16 protein-coding genes are annotated in these 17,094 nt (G+C 72.3%); 3 read left to right on the forward strand and 13 right to left on the reverse strand.

The window, feature by feature from the left end; translation table 11 throughout:
* Nucleotides 1-233: 233 nt before the first annotated feature.
* The 5 genes from ACFXDJ_RS22950 to ACFXDJ_RS22970 all read right to left on the reverse strand — a co-directional run bounded on the left by ACFXDJ_RS22950 (nucleotide 234) and on the right by ACFXDJ_RS22970 (nucleotide 4,676).
* Nucleotides 234-596 (reverse strand): MmcQ/YjbR family DNA-binding protein, encoded by a 363-nt coding sequence (locus tag ACFXDJ_RS22950; RefSeq protein WP_384652609.1) that lies wholly within the window; start codon nucleotides 594-596, stop codon nucleotides 234-236.
* Nucleotides 593-1,900 carry a hemolysin family protein gene (locus ACFXDJ_RS22955; protein ID WP_384652607.1) on the reverse strand — a complete coding sequence of 436 codons (1,308 nt, stop codon included), beginning with the start codon at nucleotides 1,898-1,900 and terminating at the stop codon, nucleotides 593-595. The genes ACFXDJ_RS22950 and ACFXDJ_RS22955 overlap by 4 nt, the downstream gene beginning before the upstream one ends.
* On the reverse strand, nucleotides 1,897-2,394 hold the full coding sequence (ybeY, locus tag ACFXDJ_RS22960) for an rRNA maturation RNase YbeY (RefSeq protein ID WP_384652605.1): 498 nt from the start codon (nucleotides 2,392-2,394) through the stop codon (nucleotides 1,897-1,899). Before ybeY ends, ACFXDJ_RS22955 begins: the two co-directional genes overlap by 4 nt.
* A gap of 13 nt (nucleotides 2,395-2,407) precedes the next feature.
* On the reverse strand, nucleotides 2,408-3,454 hold the full coding sequence (locus ACFXDJ_RS22965) for a PhoH family protein (protein ID WP_384652603.1): 1,047 nt from the start codon (nucleotides 3,452-3,454) through the stop codon (nucleotides 2,408-2,410).
* 121 nt (nucleotides 3,455-3,575) lie between these two features.
* Nucleotides 3,576-4,676: a carbohydrate kinase family protein gene (locus tag ACFXDJ_RS22970; RefSeq protein WP_384850169.1), complete on the reverse strand. Its 1,101-nt coding sequence runs from the start codon at nucleotides 4,674-4,676 to the stop codon at nucleotides 3,576-3,578.
* A gap of 209 nt (nucleotides 4,677-4,885) precedes the next feature.
* On the opposite strand from ACFXDJ_RS22970, the gene ACFXDJ_RS22975 reads away from it, so the two are divergent.
* Complete coding sequence (locus tag ACFXDJ_RS22975; RefSeq protein WP_384652601.1) at nucleotides 4,886-6,268, forward strand: MFS transporter; 1,383 nt, start codon at nucleotides 4,886-4,888, stop codon at nucleotides 6,266-6,268.
* Nucleotides 6,269-6,326: 58 nt separating this feature from the next.
* On the opposite strand, the gene ACFXDJ_RS22980 is transcribed toward ACFXDJ_RS22975, so the two are convergent.
* The 6 genes from ACFXDJ_RS22980 to hrcA form a co-directional block, all read right to left on the reverse strand.
* Nucleotides 6,327-7,232 carry a ribonuclease Z gene (locus ACFXDJ_RS22980; protein WP_384850143.1) on the reverse strand — a complete coding sequence of 302 codons (906 nt, stop codon included), beginning with the start codon at nucleotides 7,230-7,232 and terminating at the stop codon, nucleotides 6,327-6,329.
* 3 nt (nucleotides 7,233-7,235) lie between these two features.
* The gene (locus ACFXDJ_RS22985; RefSeq protein WP_384652599.1) at nucleotides 7,236-7,595 is read right to left on the reverse strand and encodes a histidine triad nucleotide-binding protein; all 360 of its coding nucleotides are present in this window, start codon (nucleotides 7,593-7,595) and stop codon (nucleotides 7,236-7,238) included.
* Between the two features lie 140 nt (nucleotides 7,596-7,735).
* The gene (locus ACFXDJ_RS22990; protein ID WP_384652597.1) at nucleotides 7,736-8,479 is read right to left on the reverse strand and encodes a 16S rRNA (uracil(1498)-N(3))-methyltransferase; all 744 of its coding nucleotides are present in this window, start codon (nucleotides 8,477-8,479) and stop codon (nucleotides 7,736-7,738) included.
* A complete protein-coding gene (locus ACFXDJ_RS22995; RefSeq protein ID WP_384652594.1) occupies nucleotides 8,476-9,567 on the reverse strand; it encodes a nitronate monooxygenase in 1,092 nt (363 codons plus the stop codon). The genes ACFXDJ_RS22990 and ACFXDJ_RS22995 overlap by 4 nt, the downstream gene beginning before the upstream one ends.
* Before the next feature lie 204 nt (nucleotides 9,568-9,771).
* Complete coding sequence (dnaJ, locus tag ACFXDJ_RS23000; protein WP_384652592.1) at nucleotides 9,772-10,911, reverse strand: molecular chaperone DnaJ; 1,140 nt, start codon at nucleotides 10,909-10,911, stop codon at nucleotides 9,772-9,774.
* On the reverse strand, nucleotides 10,912-11,928 hold the full coding sequence (hrcA, locus tag ACFXDJ_RS23005) for a heat-inducible transcriptional repressor HrcA (protein WP_384652590.1): 1,017 nt from the start codon (nucleotides 11,926-11,928) through the stop codon (nucleotides 10,912-10,914).
* A 196-nt stretch (nucleotides 11,929-12,124) separates the two neighbouring features.
* Here hrcA and ACFXDJ_RS23010 point away from each other — a divergent pair, with 196 nt between their 5' ends.
* Entirely contained in the window at nucleotides 12,125-12,850 is a 726-nt protein-coding gene (locus tag ACFXDJ_RS23010; protein WP_384652588.1) for an MBL fold metallo-hydrolase, read from the forward strand.
* A 28-nt stretch (nucleotides 12,851-12,878) separates the two neighbouring features.
* Nucleotides 12,879-13,676, forward strand: coding sequence for a DUF3097 domain-containing protein (locus ACFXDJ_RS23015; RefSeq protein WP_384652586.1), 798 nt, complete (start codon nucleotides 12,879-12,881; stop codon nucleotides 13,674-13,676).
* A 108-nt stretch (nucleotides 13,677-13,784) separates the two neighbouring features.
* Here the strand turns inward: ACFXDJ_RS23015 and hemW are convergent, their stop codons facing one another.
* Both hemW and ACFXDJ_RS23025 read right to left on the reverse strand, forming a co-directional pair.
* Nucleotides 13,785-15,017 (reverse strand): radical SAM family heme chaperone HemW, encoded by a 1,233-nt coding sequence (gene hemW / locus ACFXDJ_RS23020; RefSeq protein ID WP_384652584.1) that lies wholly within the window; start codon nucleotides 15,015-15,017, stop codon nucleotides 13,785-13,787.
* Between the two features lie 90 nt (nucleotides 15,018-15,107).
* A complete protein-coding gene (locus ACFXDJ_RS23025; RefSeq protein ID WP_384652581.1) occupies nucleotides 15,108-17,000 on the reverse strand; it encodes an AMP-dependent synthetase/ligase in 1,893 nt (630 codons plus the stop codon).
* Nucleotides 17,001-17,094: the final 94 nt, after the last annotated feature.

The raw sequence follows: 17,094 nt of genomic DNA on the forward strand, positions 1-17,094 counted from the left end.
GGCGGGCGGGGGGGGGGCCGCACGCCCCCCCGGCCGGCCCGCTCTCCCCTCCACCCCCGGTGTCCCCCCGGATCTTGGTGGCGCAGGGATAAAGCTAAGCGCCGCGTAAGTGGTTCCGGCCCCCCGAAGGTCCTGTGATCAGTGACCTTGGACCCGACCCCGATTCCACGACACGGGCCGGGACGGAACGGGCAGGGCGGGCAGGGCGGGCAGGGCGGGCCGGGCCCGCCGCGTCACGGCCGGTCGAGCCGCAGCCGCTCCGCCTTCGGCAGACCCGCGACCACCAGGTCGTACGAGTCCTCGACCAGCTCCCGGACCATCCCGTCGGGGAGCCCGCCGGGCCCGCCCACCGTGACCGTGTTCCAGTGCCGCTTGTTCATGTGCCAGCCGGGCACGATCGCTTCGTGCTCGGCCCGCAGCCGCACCGCCAGCTCCGGTTCGCACTTCAGGTTGACCTTCAGCGGGTCGGCGTCCAGCGCGCTCAGCGCGAACACCTTGCCCAGGACCTTGAAGACCGAGGTCTCCGGGTTGAAGGGGAACTCCTCCACCACGGCGTTGAAGCCGAGGCAGAACTCGCGCAGTTCGGCCGGGGTCATTCCGCCACCTCCTCGGCCGGAGCCGCGGGGGCCACCGGCTCCACGAGCACCGTCACGATCTTGTTCCGGCGCCCGGCCGGGGATTCCGCGGTCAGCCGCAGCGGCCGCCCGTCCGGCAGGTCCACCACCGCCGAGGCGCCCGCGATCGGCACCCGGCCCAGGGCCTTGGCGAGCAGCCCGCCGACCGTCTCCACGTCCTCGTCGTCGAAGGAGTCGACCTTGAACAGTTCCCCGAGGTCGGTGATGTCCAGGCGCGCGGTGACCCGGTAGCGGTCCCCGCCCAGCTCCTCCACGGGCGCGATCTCCCGGTCGTACTCGTCGGTGATCTCGCCGACGATCTCCTCCAGGATGTCCTCGATGGTCACGATGCCGGCGGTGCCGCCGTACTCGTCGATGACCACCGCCACGTGGTTGCGCACCGACTGCATCTCGCGCAGCAGGTCGCCCGCGTTCTTGGTGTCCGGCACGAAGACCGCGGGCCGTATCGCCGTGGAGACCAGATCGGTCTCCGACTCCCGGCTGACGTGCGTCTTGCGAACGAGGTCCTTCAGGTACACGATGCCGACGATGTCGTCCTCGTTCTCCCCGGTCACGGGGATGCGCGAGAATCCGGACCGCAGCGCGAGCGTGGTCGCCTGACGGATCGTCTTGTACCGCTCGATGCAGACGAGGTCGGTGCGCGGCACCATGACCTCGCGCACGAGGGTGTCGCCGAGCTCGAAGACCTGGTGCACCATCCGGCGCTCGTCGTCCTCGATGAGCGATTCCTTCTCCGCCAGGTCCACCATCGCGCGCAGCTCGGCTTCTGAGGCGAAGGGGCCCTTGCGGAAGCCCTTCCCGGGCGTGAGGGCGTTGCCGATGAGGATCAGCAGCTGCGGGATCGGCCCCATGACGCGGGCGAGCGGTACGAGGACGTACGCGGCCGCCGTCGCGGTGTTCAGGGGGTGCTGGCGGCCGATCGTACGGGGGGACACGCCCACCGCGACGAAGGACACCAGCACCATCACGGCGATGGAGACGAGCAGCGCGGTCCAGTTCTCGCCGAACTCGTCGAGGCAGACGTACGTGACGAACACGCCCGCCGCCATCTCGCAGGTGATCCGGACCAGCAGGGCGACGTTGACGTAGCGGGTGGGGTCGGCGGCGACCTGGAGCAGCTTCGCGCTTCCGCGCCGGCCCTCCCGTACGGCCTGTTCGGCGCGGAAGGTGGAGATCCGGGCGATCCCGGACTCGGCGCACGCCGCGAACCAGGCCACCACGACCAGGAGTACGGCCCCGGTGATCAGCTGTGCGTCGCCGGTCACGAGACGGTCGGGGCCGGGGACGGGCCGGTGACGCCGCGCTCTTCGCGCCAGCCGTCGACGATGGCCGCCTGGAGGCCGAACATCTCGGCCTTCTCGTCCGGCTCCTCGTGGTCGTAGCCGAGCAGGTGCAGCACCCCGTGGACGGTCAGGAGCTGGAGCTCCTCGTCCATGGAGTGCTGCGTCGGCGCTTCCTCGCCCTGCTTCTTGGCGACCTCGGGGCAGAGCACGATGTCACCGAGGAGCCCCTGCGGGGGCTCCTCCTCGTCCTTCGACGGCGGACGCAGCTCGTCCATCGGGAAGGACATGACGTCGGTGGGTCCGGGCAGGTCCATCCACTGGATGTGGAGCTGCTCCATCGCCTCCTCGTCGACGACGATGACGGAGAGCTCCGAGAGCGGGTGGATCCGCATCCGGGTGAGCGCGTAGCGGGCGATGTCGAGGATCGCCTGCTCGTCGACCTCGGTTCCGGACTCGTTGTTGACGTCGATCGACATGGTGCGCTGAGTTCTACTTCCGCTGGTAGCCGTTCCGGGACTGCTTCGCGTCCTGGCTGTCGTCGTACTTCTCGTACGCGTCGACGATACGGCCGACCAGCTTGTGCCGGACGACATCCTCGGACGTGAGCCGCGAGAAGTGGATGTCCCGGACGCCTTCGAGGATCTCCTGGACCTGGCGCAGACCGCTCTTGGCACCACCCGGCAGGTCGATCTGGGTCACGTCACCGGTGACGACGATCTTCGAGTCGAACCCGAGCCGGGTCAGGAACATCTTCATCTGCTCGGGGGTGGTGTTCTGCGCCTCGTCGAGCACGACGAAGGCCTCGTTGAGGGTGCGGCCGCGCATGTAGGCCAGCGGCGCCACCTCGATGGTGCCCGCCGCCATCAGTCGGGGGATCGAGTCCGGGTCGATCATGTCGTGCAGGGCGTCGTAGAGCGGGCGCAGGTACGGGTCGATCTTGTCGAAGAGGGTGCCGGGGAGGAATCCCAGGCGTTCGCCCGCCTCGACCGCCGGGCGGGTCAGGATGATCCGGCTGACCTGCTTGGACTGGAGCGCCTGGACCGCCTTGGCCATGGCGAGGTAGGTCTTGCCGGTACCGGCGGGGCCGATGCCGAACACGATCGTGTTCTTGTCGATCGCGTCGACGTACCGCTTCTGGTTCAGGGTCTTGGGGCGGATGGTGCGGCCGCGGCTGGAGAGGATGTTCTGGGTGAGCACCTCGGCGGGCGACTCGTCCGGGCCCTCGCCGTTGCCGCTCGACTTGAGCATGGCGATCGAGCGTTCCACTGCGTCCTCCGTCATCGGCTGCCCGGTGCGGAGCACCAGCATCATCTCGTCGAACAGGCGCTGGATCAGCACGACTTCCGCCGCCGCGCCGACCGCGCTGACCTGATTGCCCCGAACATGGATGTCGGCCTTCGGGAAGGCCTTCTCGATCACGCGCAACAGGGCGTCGCCCGAGCCGAGCACGGACACCATCGGGTGGGTGGCCGGGACGGTGAAGTGGGCGCGCGCCTGCCCCGGCGCGGGGGTCTGGGCTGTCGGTGTCTGAGTCATGGGCCGGCACTGTGGCCTGCACATACCTCCCACTGAGGGGCCTCGCCGGTCGACGGCCTCCGGATCTCCAAGCCTACGTCGCCCCCGCCGCATCCCCGAGGGGTTTTACCGGGCCACTGCGCTAGGCCGAATGCCGGAAGCCGATCGTGGGGACCGCCCGGCGCCTGCGGGCGGGGGTGGCGCCCGGCGGAACCAGATCGTCCAGGAATCCGTACCGCCCGCGCACGGCCTCCGGGGCGGTCCGCCACCAGGCGGCCACCTCCGGCCAGCCGGGGGCCGACAGCGATCCGCCGAACTCCTGCACCGACAGGGCCGCCGTCAGGCCCGCGAAGGCCAGGCGGTCCGCCAGCGGCCAGCCGGCCAGGGTGCCGGTGAGGAACCCCGCCACGTAGACGTCGCCCGCGCCGGTCGGGTCCAGGGCGTCCACCATGATCGCGGGGACCTCGGCCGTCTCCCCGGTCCGCCCGTCCACCGCGTACGAGCCCTCGGAGCCCATCGTCACCACCGCGATCGGGACCTTCTCGGCCAGCGCGCGGGCCGCCGCGCGCGGGGAGTCGGTGCGCGTGTACCGCATCGCCTCGCACGCGTTGGGCAGGAAGGCCTCGCAGTGCTCCAGGTCGGCCAGTGCCCCCAGGTCCCACTGGCCGCTCTCGTCCCAGCCCACGTCGGCGAAGATCCGCGCCCCGCTCCGGGCCGCCTCGGACACCCACGCCTCGCCGCCCCCCGGACCGAGCGAGGCCACGGCGGCGCGGGCGCGCGGCGGGCACCGCGGGAAGGGCCCGGGGCCCGCCGGGGGCGGGGCCTCGTGGCCGTGGGAGACCATCGTGCGCTCGCCCTCGTAGGCCATGGAGACCGTGACGGGGCTGTGCCAGCCGGGCACGGTCCGCGACATCGACAGGTCGATGCCCTCACCCTGTTCCAGCGCGTCCCAGCAGTACTCGCCGTAGTGGTCGTCCCCGAAGGCGGCGGCGAGCGAGGTCCGCAGCCCGAGCCGGGCCAGGGCGGCGGCCATGTTGGCGACGCCGCCGGGGCTGGAGCCCATGCCGCGCGCCCAGGACTCCGTGCCGCGCACCGGGGCCGAGTCGAGGCCGGTGAAGATGATGTCGAGGAAGACCGTTCCGGTCAGGAAGACGTCGCAGCCCGGCTCTTGGGGGTCTCGCAGCGGACCCAGCGGGTCCACGGCGGCGGTGCGGCTGTCCCGGCTGGCCCGACTGCTCACGATGTACTCCCCGTTCGGCGCGCGTTTCGCTGGAATCGGTCTTGATCGAATTATTGGCGGTTCGTCTCCGCGATGGGCCTGCGCCGCCGGAATACAGTGTGACGCAGATCACCACCCGAACGCCCTGTCCCGGGGCTCCGGGCTCTTGATAGACAGAGGCCCCGCCTCTCATGCGGAATACCTTGCTCCGCCTGCGCGCACCTGGAACACCCGTGTCGGACCACACCCCCGCGCCGCCCGCCGCCTGGCCGCTCGTCGCGCTCTTCACCGCCGGTTACGCGGCCCCGTACCTGCTGCCGACCGTCGTCGGCCGACTCGCCGCGCACCTCCCGCTGAGTCCCGCGCAGGCCGGGCTGACCGGCTCGATCCTGCTCCTCGGCTCCGCCGCCGCCGGATTCGTCCTCGCCTCGCGCATCCCGCGCCACGGGCCGCGCCCGCTCGCCCGGCTCGGGCTTGTCCTCGCCGTCCTCGGCTACGGCACGGCGGCCGCCACCACGGTGCTCCCGCTCGTCATCGCGGGCGCCGTCGTCGGCGGGTTCGGCTCCGGCACGGCCACCGCCGTGGCCGCCGCCGGGATCGCCGGGCAGCGCGACCCGCACCGCACCTCCTCGCTCGGGCTGCTGTCGGTCTCAGCGACCGCAGGGGCGCTGTACCTGACCCTGCCCCGGCTCGGCGGGGGCCACTGGCCGCCCTTCGCCGCGATCGCCCTGATCGCCCTGGCGTGCTGGCCGGCCACCGGCCGCCTCGGCGCTCCGGCCGCGCGGGGCCGGGCCGTACGGGTCCGCGGGCGGCTGCCGTACCCGCGCGCCGGGGCGGTGCTGGCCGGGGCCCTGATGCTGTGGTCCCTCGCGCAGAACGCCCTGTGGGGCGTCAGCGGCCGCATCGGCGCGCAGCAGGCGGGCCTGTCCGAGGTCACCCTCGGCATCGTCTTCGCGGCCGCGCTCGGCGCCGGGCTGCTCGGGGTCACCGCCGCCTCCGCGCTCGGCGCGCGGCTCGGCCGGGCCGTCCCGGTCGGCGTGGGCACCTCCGTCATCGCCTGCTGCGTGGTGCTGGCCTCGCACGCACACGCCCTCGGCACCTTCGCCGCCGGGGAGGTGCTGTGGAACACCTTCTACCCGGTCGTCCTCTCCTACGCCATCGGCCTCGCGGCGGCGCTGGACCCGCGCGGGCGCTGGGCCGTCCTGGTCGGCTCCGCGTCCTCCCTCGGCGTGGCCTGCGGACCCGTCGCCGGAAGCCTGCTCGCCGAAGGCCTCGGCTTCCCGGGCATGGGCCTGACCCTCGGGGTCCTGCTGCTGGCCGTGGCCGGGCCGATGGCCGCCGTCGCCCTGCACGTCGGGGGACGCCCCCTGGTCCCCGGATCGGTGCGGCGGCGCGGCGGGGCCCCCGCGGCGGTGCTCGCCGCCGGTGCGGGCGCCCCGACGGGGGACGTGCCGCGGGTGGGAGCGCCGGAGCTGGAGATCGCGGAGCTCGCCGAGATCCCCGAGCTCGCCGTACGCCGCCTGCGCCTGCCCCCGCTCCGGGTACTGCCGCTCTCCCCGGCGGCCGCCCGCCGGACCCGCGAGCAGACCCGCCGCCGGGTCCGGACCGGGGTCTAGGCCGACAAGATCCGAAAGAGACGGCCTAGGCCGGACCGGGGCCGCTCCGGAGCCGGGCTCAGGCCCGCTTCGGCACGGGAACCCGTACGAGGTCGGCGGCGATCGTCAGCTCGCCCTCGAACCCGGCCGCGCGGGCCTGGCGTTCGAACTCCGAGGGGTCGCCGTAGCGCTGCGAGAAGTGCGTCAGCACCAGGTGCCGCACGCCCGCGTCCCGCGCCACCCGGGCGGCCTGTCCGGCGGTGAGGTGCCCGTGGTCGGTGGCCAGCTGGACGTCCTCGTCGAGGAAGGTCGACTCGATGACCAGCATGTCGCAGCCCTCCGCGAGCGTCTCGACGCCCTCGCAGAGCCTGGTGTCCATCACGAAGGCGAACCGCTGCCCGGGGCGCGCCTCGCTGACCTCTTCGAGGGTGACCTCACCGAGGCGCCCCTCGCGCTGGATCCGGCCCACGTCCGGCCCCTTGATCCCGTGGTGCGCGAGCAGTTCGGGCCGTATCCGGCGCCCGTCGGGCTCGGTGATCCGGTAGCCGAAGGACTCCACCGGATGCGAGAGTCGCACCGCGTCCAGGGTGTACGCCTCCCCGCGCGCCAGGATCCCGTCCTCGGCCACCGGTTCCTCGGCCAGCTGGACGGTCTCGCGGTAGGCCGTGGCGTACCGCAGCCGGTCGAAGAACTTCTGCCCGGAGGCCGGGTAGTGGGCGGTGACGGGGTGCGGGACCCGGTCGAGGTTGATGCGCTGGATCACCCCGGCGAGGCCGAGGCTGTGGTCGCCGTGGAAGTGGGTGACGCAGATCCGGTTGATGTCGTGCGCGGCCACCCCGGCGCGCAGCATCTGGCGCTGGGTGCCCTCGCCGGGATCGAAGAGGATGCCCTCGCCGTCCCAGCGCAGCAGGTACCCGTTGTGGTTGCGGTGGCGCGTGGGCACCTGACTGGCGGTGCCCAGCACCACGAATTCCCGTACGGACACGGCTTATCCGGGGGGCCACTGGAGGCCGCGGCCGCCCAGGACGTGCAGGTGGGCGTGGAAGACGGTCTGACCCGCGCCTGCGCCGGTGTTGAAGACGACCCGGTAGCCGTGGTCGTCGATCTTCTCGTCGGCGGCGATCCGTCCGGCCTCGGTCAGTATGTCGGCGACGACCCCGGGCTCGGCGGCGGCGAGGGAGGCCGCGTCGGGGTAGTGCACCCTGGGGATGACGAGCACGTGCGTGGGCGCCTGCGGGTTGATGTCCCGGAAGGCGACGGTCGTCTCGGTCTCCCGGACGATGGTCGCCGGGATGTTCCCCGCGACGATCTTGCAGAACAGGCAGTCGGCCTGCGGTTCCCCGGCCATTGCTGAGCCTTCCGTGACGTTCGTTGATCCGTTCCGGCATCGTATCCACCGGCGGGGACCGGCGGCCGCGCCTGTGGACAACTCCGGTCCGCGACAGCCGGTCCCCCTGGGAACCGGCAGCCGTCGAGACCGGCGGCCCGTCAGGACCAGCGGCCCGTCCTGGCCAGCAGCACCGCCGCCGCCGCGGTGCCGGCCGTGGAGGTGCGCAGCACCGAGGGGCCCAGCCGGTACGGGAGCGCCCCGGCCGCCGCGAAGGCGGCGAGCTCGTCCGGGGAGACCCCGCCCTCGGGGCCGACCACCAGGACGATGGAGCCCGCGGCGGGCAGTTCCGCGGTGGCCAGGGCGCCGGAAGGTGCGTCCCGGTCCTCGTGCAGGACCACCGCGAGGTCGGCCTCGGCGAGCAGCGCCGCGACCTGCTTGGTGGACAGCGCCTCGGCGACCTCGGGGAAGCGGACCCGGCGGGACTGCTTGCCCGCCTCGCGGGCGGTGGCCCGCCACTTCGCGAGGGACTTGGCGCCCCGGTCCCCGCGCCACTGGGTGATGCAGCGCGAGGCCTGCCAGGGCACGATCGCGTCGACGCCGGTCTCCGTCATGGTCTCGACGGCGACCTCGCCCCGGTCGCCCTTGGGCAGGGCCTGGACGACGGTGATCCGCACGGCCGGCTCCGCCTCCTCGAAGACCCCGCTCACCGAGACGACCAGGCGGTCCTTGCCCTCGGCCGCCTTCACCACGGCCTCGGCCCAGCCGCCCCGGCCGTCGGCCAGGACGACGGCCTCGCCCGGGGTCAGCCGCTTCACGGACACTGCGTGCCGGCCCTCGGGGCCGTCCAGCACGAACTCCGGCCCCGCGGGGACCTTTTCGACCACGAACACGGGGGCGGTCATGACGCACTCCTCATCTGCATTGCCTTCAACACGTTCTGGGCCGCGGCGAGTTCCGCCGCGAGCACTTCCACCAGTTCCCCGGCCGGCAGCGCCCGCGCCAGCCGGTGCCCCTGGCCCGCCCACAGGGCCATGCCCTGCGGGTCCCCGGCCGCGGCGGCCGCCTTGCGCAGCGGCGAGGTCAGGTGGTGGATCTGCGGGTAGGCGGCCGGGGCGTAGGGCCCGTGCTCGCGCATGAACCGGTTGACCAGCCCGCGGGCCGGGCGCCCCGAGAAGGCCCGGGTCATCTCGGTCCGGACGAACAGCGGGTCGGTCAGCGCCGTCTTGTGCAGGGGGTCCGCGCCGGACTCGGGACAGACCAGGAAGGCCGTGCCGAGCTGCGCCGCCTCCGCTCCCGCCGCCAGCAGCGCGGCGATCTGCGAGCCGCGCATCAGGCCGCCCGCCGCGATGATCGGGAGGGCCACGGTCTCCCGTACCTGCGCCACGAGCGCGAGGAGTCCGAGCCCGGCCGTGCCGTCGGCCTGCGGGTCGTCGCGGTGGGTGCCCTGGTGGCCGCCCGCCTCCATGCCCTGGACGCAGACGGCGTCGGCGCCGGCCGCCTGCGCGGCCCGGGCCTCCTCGACGGAGGTGACGGTCGCGATCGTGTACGTACCGACCTTGCGCAGGCAGGTGAAGGCCGCGGGGGAAGGCAGGCCGAAGGTGAAGGAGACCACCGGGACGGGGTCTTCGAGGAGAATGGCGAGTTTCGCGTCGTAGCCGTCGTCACACGTGCCGATGATGTCCTCTTCGGCGAGCGAGATCTCGTACCAGCTGGCCTCGCCGGCGAGCTGGCCGCGGTACACCTCCACGGCGGCCGGGTCCACGTAACCGGTCTGCGGCATGAAGAGGTTGACGCCGAAGGGGCGCCGGGTCAGCGCTCGCAGCCGCTTGATCTCCTGGAACATGCCGTCGGCCGTCTTGTAACCGCCGGCCAGGAACCCCAGCCCGCCCGCCTCGCACACCGCGGCGGCGAGCGGCGGACAGGACGCGCCGCCCGCCATGGGCGCCTGCACGATCGGGTACGCGAACAGACCGTTCGGTGCGGAGGACATGGACTGCATCGTGCCATGTCCCGCTCAGGGGACCGAATCACGGCATTCGCCTGGCATAGTCCGCTTCACCGGGTTGTCGAAAACGCGTCGGCGGCATGCTCGGCGGCATGCGACGAGCCCGGTCCGGGGCATCCCCGGACCGGGCTCGCAGTGGTTCTCTCACGGGTTCCCGCCGTACCTGCCGTACGGGTTCCCGCGCGGGGCTCAGCGCCCGTTGAAGGCGTCCTTCAGTCGGCTGAACAGCCCCTGCTGACCCGGCGCGAACTGGCCGAGCGGCCGCTCCTCGCCGCGCAGCTTCGCCAGCTGGCGCAGCAGGTCCTCCTGCGCCGCGTCCAGCTTGGCGGGGGTGGTGACCTCGACGTGGACGATGAGGTCGCCGCGCCCGTTGCCGCGCAGGTGCGTGACGCCCCGGCCGTGCAGCGGGATCGCCTGCCCGGACTGGGTACCGGGCCGAATGTCGATCTCCTCCAGGCCGTCCAGCGTCTCCAGCGGGCACTTGGTGCCCAGGGCCGCCGCGGTCATCGGGATGGTGACCGTGCAGTGCAGGTCGTCCCCGCGCCGCTGGAAGGTCGGGTGCGGCAGCTCGTGGATCTCCACGTACAGGTCGCCGGCGGGGCCGCCGCCGGGGCCGACCTCGCCCTCGCCCGCGAGCTGGATCCGGGTGCCGTTCTCGACGCCCGCCGGGATCTTGACCGTGAGGCTGCGGCGGGAGCGGACCCGGCCGTCGCCCGCGCACTCGGGGCAAGGAGTCGGGACCACGGTGCCGAAGCCCTGGCACTGCGGGCAGGGGCGCGAGGTCATGACCTGGCCCAGGAAGGACCGGGTGACCTGCGAGACCTCACCGCGGCCGCGGCACATGTCACACGTCTGCGCCGAGGTGCCGGGGGCGGCGCCTTCACCGGAGCAGGTGGTGCAGACGACGGCCGTGTCGACCTGGATGTCCTTGGTCGTGCCGAAGGCGGCCTCGTCCAGCTCCAGGTCGAGGCGGATCATGGCGTCCTGGCCGCGGCGGGTCCGCGAGCGCGGTCCGCGCTGCTGGGACTGGCCGAAGAAGGCGTCCATGATGTCGGAGAAGTTGCCGAAGCCACCCGCACCGAATCCGCCCGCGCCGCCGCCACCGCCCGAGGAGGACAGCGGGTCGCCGCCGAGGTCGAAGACCTGCTTCTTCTGCGGGTCCGAGAGCACCTCGTACGCGGCGTTGATCTCCTTGAAGCGCTCCTGCGTCTTCGGGTCCGGATTCACATCCGGGTGGAGTTCACGCGCGAGGCGGCGGAAGGCCTTCTTGATCTCGTCCTGCGATGCGTCGCGGCGCACGCCGAGAACGGCGTAGTAGTCCGTGGCCACTTACGACTCCGCCAGGATCTGTCCGACGTAACGTGCCACTGCGCGTACCGCTCCCATCGTTCCGGGGTAGTCCATGCGGGTCGGTCCGACCACGCCGAGTTTGGCGACTGCTTCGCCGCCCGAACCGTAGCCGACCGAGACGACGGACGTGGAGTTCAGTCCCTCGTAGGCATTCTCATGCCCGATCTTTACGGCCATTCCCGACTCGTTGGCCTCGCCCAGCAGCTTGAGGAGCACGACCTGCTCCTCCAGCGCTTCGAGCACCGGCCTGATCGTCAGGGGAAAATCATGTCCGAAACGGGTGAGGTTGGCGGTGCCGCCGATCATCAGCCGCTCCTCCGCCTCCTCCACCAGCGTTTCGAGGAGGGTGTCGAGGACGGCCTTGACCGTCGCCCTGTCCTCGGAGTCGAAGGACTCCGGAAGGTCCTGCACCAGCGGCGGCACGTCGGTGAACCGGCGGCCGACCACCCGGCTGTTGAGGCGGGCCCGCAGATCGGCCAGCGAGGTGTCCGAGAAGGGGGTCTGGCAGTCCACCAGCCGCTGCTCGACCCGGCCCGTGTCCGTGATCAGTACGAGCATCAGGCGCGCGGGAGCGAGCGAGAGCAGCTCCACGTGCCGGACGGTCGACCGGGTCAGGCTCGGGTACTGGACGACGGCGACCTGCCGGGTCAGCTGCGCGAGCAGCCGCACGGTCCGGCCGACGACGTCGTCGAGGTCCACGGCCCCGTCGAGGAAGTTCTGGATGGCCCGGCGTTCGGGCGTCGACAGCGGTTTGACCCCCGCCAGCCTGTCGACGAAGAGGCGGTAGCCCTTGTCGGTGGGGATCCGGCCGGCGCTGGTGTGGGGCTGGGCGATGTAGCCCTCTTCCTCCAGCACGGCCATGTCGTTGCGCACGGTCGCGGGCGAGACGCCGAGCCGGTGCCGCTCCGTGAGCGCCTTGGAGCCGACCGGCTCCTCCGTCCCGACGTAGTCCTGGACGATGGCGCGCAGCACTTCGAGTCTGCGTTCGCTGAGCATCGCGCACACCTCCGTCGTCTTCTTCGTCCGCGGCTCGGATCGCCGCCGGTCCGTTGCCGGGCTACTGCCGGCCCACTGCCGGTTTGCTGTCGATTTGCTGGCACTCTGCGCATTCGAGTGCCAGAGATCCCCCGGTCAGTGTACGGCGGGGTGGTGCACCCCTAGCAAGGGCGGCCCGCCAAGGTAGCGTCGCGGCATGGACGTGCGTTGGGAAGAGGCGGGCTGGGAACGGCTCACCGAACGGGCCGGCCGGCTGCGGCTGCCGGTGTGGGACTGCACGGTGGGACTGGTGGTTGGCGACGATTCCGCCCTTCTGATCGACCCGGGATCTTCCGTGCGGGAGGGCTCGCGGGTGCGGGCCGAAGCGGAGCGGCTGGCGGGCCGGCGCGTGACCCATATCGCATTCACACACGGACATTTCGACCACGTACTGGGCGGATCGGTGTTCGCCGGGGCCGAGGTCTACGGTCCCGTCGGGCTGGACGGCCTGCTGTCCGTCAGCCACGACGACCTGCGGGCCGACGCGGTCCGCCACGGCCTGGCGGCGGCCGAGGCCGCCGAGGCGGTGGAACTGCTGGTGGTGCCCCGGCACCTGGTGTCGGGCGAGTGGACGCTCGACCTGGGCGGGGTGCAGGTGCTGCTGGCGAACGTGGGCCCCGGGCACACCCGGCACGATCTGGCCGCCTTCGTCCCCGGAACCCGCGAGGTGGTCTTCTGCGGCGACCTGGTCGAGGAATCGGGCGAACCCCAGGCGGGTCCGGACGCCGTGCCCCGCCAGTGGCCGGCCGCGATCGACCGGCTGCTCGCGCTGGGCGGGGAGGACGCGCTGTACGTGCCGGGTCACGGAGCGGTGGTGGACGCGGCTTTCGTCCGTGCGCAACGCGACACACTGGCGGCCCGCTTCGGCGTGTCGAACGCCTGAGGCCGCCCGCTCTCCTACCCTCGACCGGATGCGTGAGTACTCCCCCGACCTGACCCCGCAGTGGAAGCGTGCCAAGCCCGTTCCGGAGGTGCCTGCCGACCCCGGCCTCGTGGTCGAGGTGGCCGGCAGCGACTTCTGCGGCGCTGTGGTGGCCTGCGAGGCGGGCACGGTGGCCCTGGAGGACCGCTTCGGCAAGCGCCGGGTGTTCCCGCTGGAGCCCCGCGGATTCCTCCTGGACGGCGCGGTGGTTACCCTGACCCGCCCGGCCCGGGGCCCGGCCGCCCCGGCCCGTACGGCCTCGGGCTCCATCGCCGTCCCCGGCGCGCGGGCCCGGGTGGCCCGGGCGGGCCGGATCTACGTCGAGGGCCGCCACGACGCCGAGCTGGTGGAACGGGTCTGGGGCGACGACCTGCGGATCGAGGGCGTGGTCGTGGAGTACCTGGAGGGCATCGACGACCTCCCGGCGGTGGTGGCGGAGTTCGCCCCGGCCGCCGACGCCCGGCTGGGCGTCCTGGTGGACCACCTGGTCCCGGGTTCCAAGGAGTCCCGCATCGCGGCCGCCGTCACCTCCCCGCACGTCCTGATCGTGGGCCACCCCTACGTGGACGTGTGGCAGGCGGTGAAACCGTCCGCGCTCTCCATCCCGGCCTGGCCGGTGATCCCGCGCGGGGAGGACTGGAAGACGGGCGTCTGCCGGGCCCTGGGCTGGCCGGAGAACACCGGCGCCGCCTGGCAGCACATCCTGTCGCGCGTGACCTCGTACAAGGACCTGGAGCCCACCCTGCTCGGCGCGGTGGAACACCTGATCGACCACGTCACGGCTTAGGCCTTTCAGCCCGTCCGGCGTTTGAGGACCGGGTCCGGGCGGAGCCCGGGGAACGGTGGAAGGGTGGGTAGGGGACAAGCCCCGCAGGGCCAGCCCCACCCCACGCGCTCAGTCGACCAGGTCCCGGACCACCGCGTCGGCCAGCAACCGCCCGCGCAGGGTCAGCACGGCCCGCCCGGCCTCGTAGGGCGCGGGTTCCAGCAGTCCGTCCGCCAGGGCCCGGCGGGAAGCCGTAAGCCCCGCCGGCGCCAGCAGCGACAGCGGACAGCCGTCCACCAGCCGCAGCTCCAGCAGGATCCGCTCCACCCGCCGGTCCTCGTCGGACAGCAGCTCCCGCCCCGCGCCCGGGGAGCGTCCCTCGGCCAGGGCGGCGGCGTAGGCGCCCGGGTGCTTCACGTTCCACCAGCGCACCCCGCCCACGTGCGAGTGGGCTCCGGGTCCGGCGCCCCACCAGTCGGCTCCGCGCCAGTACAGCTCGTTGTGCAGGCAGCGCCCGGCCTGCGTGGTGGCCCAGTTCGACACCTCGTACCAGGAGTACCCGGCCTCGGCCATGACCGAGTCGAGGATCAGGTACCGGTCCGCGTGCACGTCGTCGTCGGTCATCGGGACCTCGCCCCGGCGGATCCGCCGCGCCAGCTGGGTCCCTTCCTCCACGATCAGCGCGTACGCCGACACGTGGTCCGGGCCCGCCCCGATCGCGGCGGCCAGGGACTCCCGCCAGTCCTCGTCGGACTCCCCCGGGGTCCCGTAGATCAGGTCCAGGTTCACGTGCTCGAAGCCCGCCGCGCGGGCCTCCGCGACGCAGGCCTCGGGCCGGCCGGGCGTGTGGGTGCGGTCCAGCACCTTCAGGACGTGCTGCTTCGCGCTCTGCATGCCGAAGGAGATCCGGTTGAAACCGCCGGCCCGCAGCTCCGCCAGGTACTCCGGGTTCACCGACTCCGGATTGGCCTCGGTGGTGACCTCGGCGTCCTCGGCCAGTCCGAACTCCTCCCGGATCGCCGCGAGCATCCGTACGAGGTCCCCGGCTGGCAGCAGCGTGGGCGTGCCGCCGCCCACGAAGACGGTCCGCACCGGGCGGGGGTCGTCCCCGAGCACCTTCCGCGCCAGCCTGACCTCGTCGATCAGGGTGTCGGCGTAGTTCTCCCGGGAGGCGAGCACGCCTCCGGTGCCCCGCAGCTCGGTGGCCGTGTAGGTGTTGAAGTCGCAGTACCCGCAGCGCGTGGCGCAGTACGGGACGTGCAGGTAGAACCCGAGCGGCCGGTCCCCGGCGCCCGCCAGGGCGTGCGGCGGCAGCGAGCCGTCTTCGGGCATGGGTTCACCGTCGGGCAGTGCGGAAGGCATGCACCCATCATCCCGCAACCGTCGCCGGGCCGGTCCCGCGCACAGCGCGCCCCACCACCGGCGGGGCGGTCCTCCGCCCCGCCGGTGGTGCTACGCCTCGCGCGAGCCCTCGTACATCTCCTCGATCAGGTGCTTGAACTCACGCTCGACGACCGGCCGCTTCAGCTTGAGGCTGGGGGTGAGGTCGCCGTGTTCGACGTCGAGGTCGCGCGGGAGGAGCCGGAACTTCTTGACCGTCTGCCAGCGCTGGAGGCCCTCGTTGAGGGTCTGGACGTAGGTCTCGATGAGCCGGGTGGTCTCGGCCGCCGCCAGGACCTGCGCGTACGTCTTGCCCTCCAGGCCGTTCTCGGCGGCCCAGACCAGGATGGAGGGCTCGTCGAGGGCGATGAGGGCGGAGCAGAAGTTCCGGTCGGCGCCGTGCACGACGATGCTGGAGACGTAGGGGCAGATCGCCTTGAACTGGCCTTCGATCTCCGCCGGGGCGACGTACTTGCCGCCCGAGGTCTTGATCAGGTCCTTCTTGCGGTCGGTGATGCGCAGGTAGCCGTCCGGGGACAGCTCCCCGATGTCTCCCGTGTGCAGCCAGCCGTCGGCCTCCAGGACCTCGGAGGTCTTCTCGGGCTGCCGGTGGTAGCCCTGCATGATGCCGGGGCCGCGCAGGAGGACCTCGCCGTCGTCGGCGATGCGGACCTCGGTGCCGGGGAGCGGCTTGCCGACGGTGCCGGTGCGGTAGGCCTCGCCGGGGTTGACGAAGGAGGCGGCGCTGGACTCGGTGAGTCCGTAGCCCTCCAGGATGTGGATGCCCGCGCCGGAGAAGAAGTACCCGATCTCGGGGGCGAGGGCGGAGGCGCCGGAGACGGCGGCGCGCAGGTTGCCGCCGAAGGCCTCGCGGAGCTTGGAGTAGACGAGCGCGTCGGCGATCTTGTGCTTGGTGGCGAGGCCGAAGGGGGCGCTCGCGCTGCCGGTGCGGCGGAAGTTGTCCTGGGTGACCTTGGCGTACTCGCGGGCCACGCCCACGGACCACTTGAAGATCTTGTACTTGGCCCCGCCGCCGGCCCTGGCCTTGGCGGCGACCCCGTTGTAGACCTTCTCGAAGATGCGCGGAACGGCCGCCATGTACGTCGGCTGGACGATCGGCAGGTTTTCGATGATCTTGTCGATGCGACCGTCGACGGCGGTGACGTGCCCCACCTCGATCTGGCCCGAGGTGAGCACCTTGCCGAAGACGTGCGCGAGGGGCAGCCAGAGGTACTGGACGTCGTCCTTGGTGATCAGGCCGGTGGCGACGGTGGCCTTGGCCATGTAGGACCAGTTGTCGTGCGGCAGCCGCACGCCCTTGGGGCGGCCGGTGGTGCCCGAGGTGTAGATGAGGGTGGCGAGCTGCTCGGCGGTGATGGCCGCGATCCGCTCCTTGACCACCTCGGGGTGCTTGGCGAGGTACTCCTTGCCGCGCGCCTCCAGGTCGGCGAGGGAGAGCACCCAGCCCTCCGGGTCGCCCTCGGCGGACACCGCGTCGGCTGCCTCCAGGACCACCACGTGGGCGAGCTCGGGCAGGTCGGCCCGGCGCTCACGGGCCTTGGCCAGCTGCTTGCCGTCCTCGGCGATCAGGATCCGGCTCTCCGAGTCGGCGAGGATGAAGGCCGACTCCTCGGCGTTCGTGCTCGGGTAGATCGTGGTGACGGCGCCGCCGGCGCACATCACGCCGAGGTCGGCGAGGATCCACTCCACCCGGGTGTTGGAGGCCAGCGCGACGCGCTGCTCCGGCTGGATCCCGAGCTCGATGATTCCGGCCGCGATGGCGAAGACCCGTTCGGCGGCCTGCCCCCAACTGAGGGACTTCCAGTCGTCCGGACCGCCCTTCCCGTCGGCGGCGGGGACCGGATAGCGGTAGGCCTCGGCGTTCGGCGTGGCGGCGACACGCTCCAGGAAGAGGGTCGCCACGGTGGGCGGACGGTTCTCGATCAAGGTCTGTGTGTCGCTCACGGACATCCTCCGGACCACGCGGCAGGGCCTGTTCATCACAGGGGCGGACTGACTGAGTGGTGGGTCAGGGTGGGTGGCTGAGTCAGGGCTTGGC

Origin of the sequence: Streptomyces sp. NPDC059443, from assembly GCF_042750105.1 — a bacterium.
Lineage (GTDB): Bacteria > Actinomycetota > Actinomycetes > Streptomycetales > Streptomycetaceae > Streptomyces.

Bases quoted from the DNA above. Each gene is read 5' to 3' on its own strand.
- ACFXDJ_RS22950 (WP_384652609.1), bottom strand. From the start codon at position 596: ATGACCCCGGCCGAACTGCGCGAGTTCTGCCTCGGCTTCAACGCCGTG.
- ybeY (WP_384652605.1), bottom strand. From the start codon at position 2,394: ATGTCGATCGACGTCAACAACGAGTCCGGAACCGAGGTCGACGAGCAG.
- ACFXDJ_RS22965 (WP_384652603.1), bottom strand. From the start codon at position 3,454: ATGACTCAGACACCGACAGCCCAGACCCCCGCGCCGGGGCAGGCGCGC.
- ACFXDJ_RS22985 (WP_384652599.1), bottom strand. From the start codon at position 7,595: ATGGCCGGGGAACCGCAGGCCGACTGCCTGTTCTGCAAGATCGTCGCG.
- ACFXDJ_RS22990 (WP_384652597.1), bottom strand. From the start codon at position 8,479: ATGACCGCCCCCGTGTTCGTGGTCGAAAAGGTCCCCGCGGGGCCGGAG.
- ACFXDJ_RS22995 (WP_384652594.1), bottom strand. From the start codon at position 9,567: ATGTCCTCCGCACCGAACGGTCTGTTCGCGTACCCGATCGTGCAGGCG.
- hrcA (WP_384652590.1), bottom strand. From the start codon at position 11,928: ATGCTCAGCGAACGCAGACTCGAAGTGCTGCGCGCCATCGTCCAGGAC.
- ACFXDJ_RS23010 (WP_384652588.1), top strand. From the start codon at position 12,125: ATGGACGTGCGTTGGGAAGAGGCGGGCTGGGAACGGCTCACCGAACGG.
- ACFXDJ_RS23015 (WP_384652586.1), top strand. From the start codon at position 12,879: ATGCGTGAGTACTCCCCCGACCTGACCCCGCAGTGGAAGCGTGCCAAG.
- hemW (WP_384652584.1), bottom strand. From the start codon at position 15,017: ATGCCTTCCGCACTGCCCGACGGTGAACCCATGCCCGAAGACGGCTCG.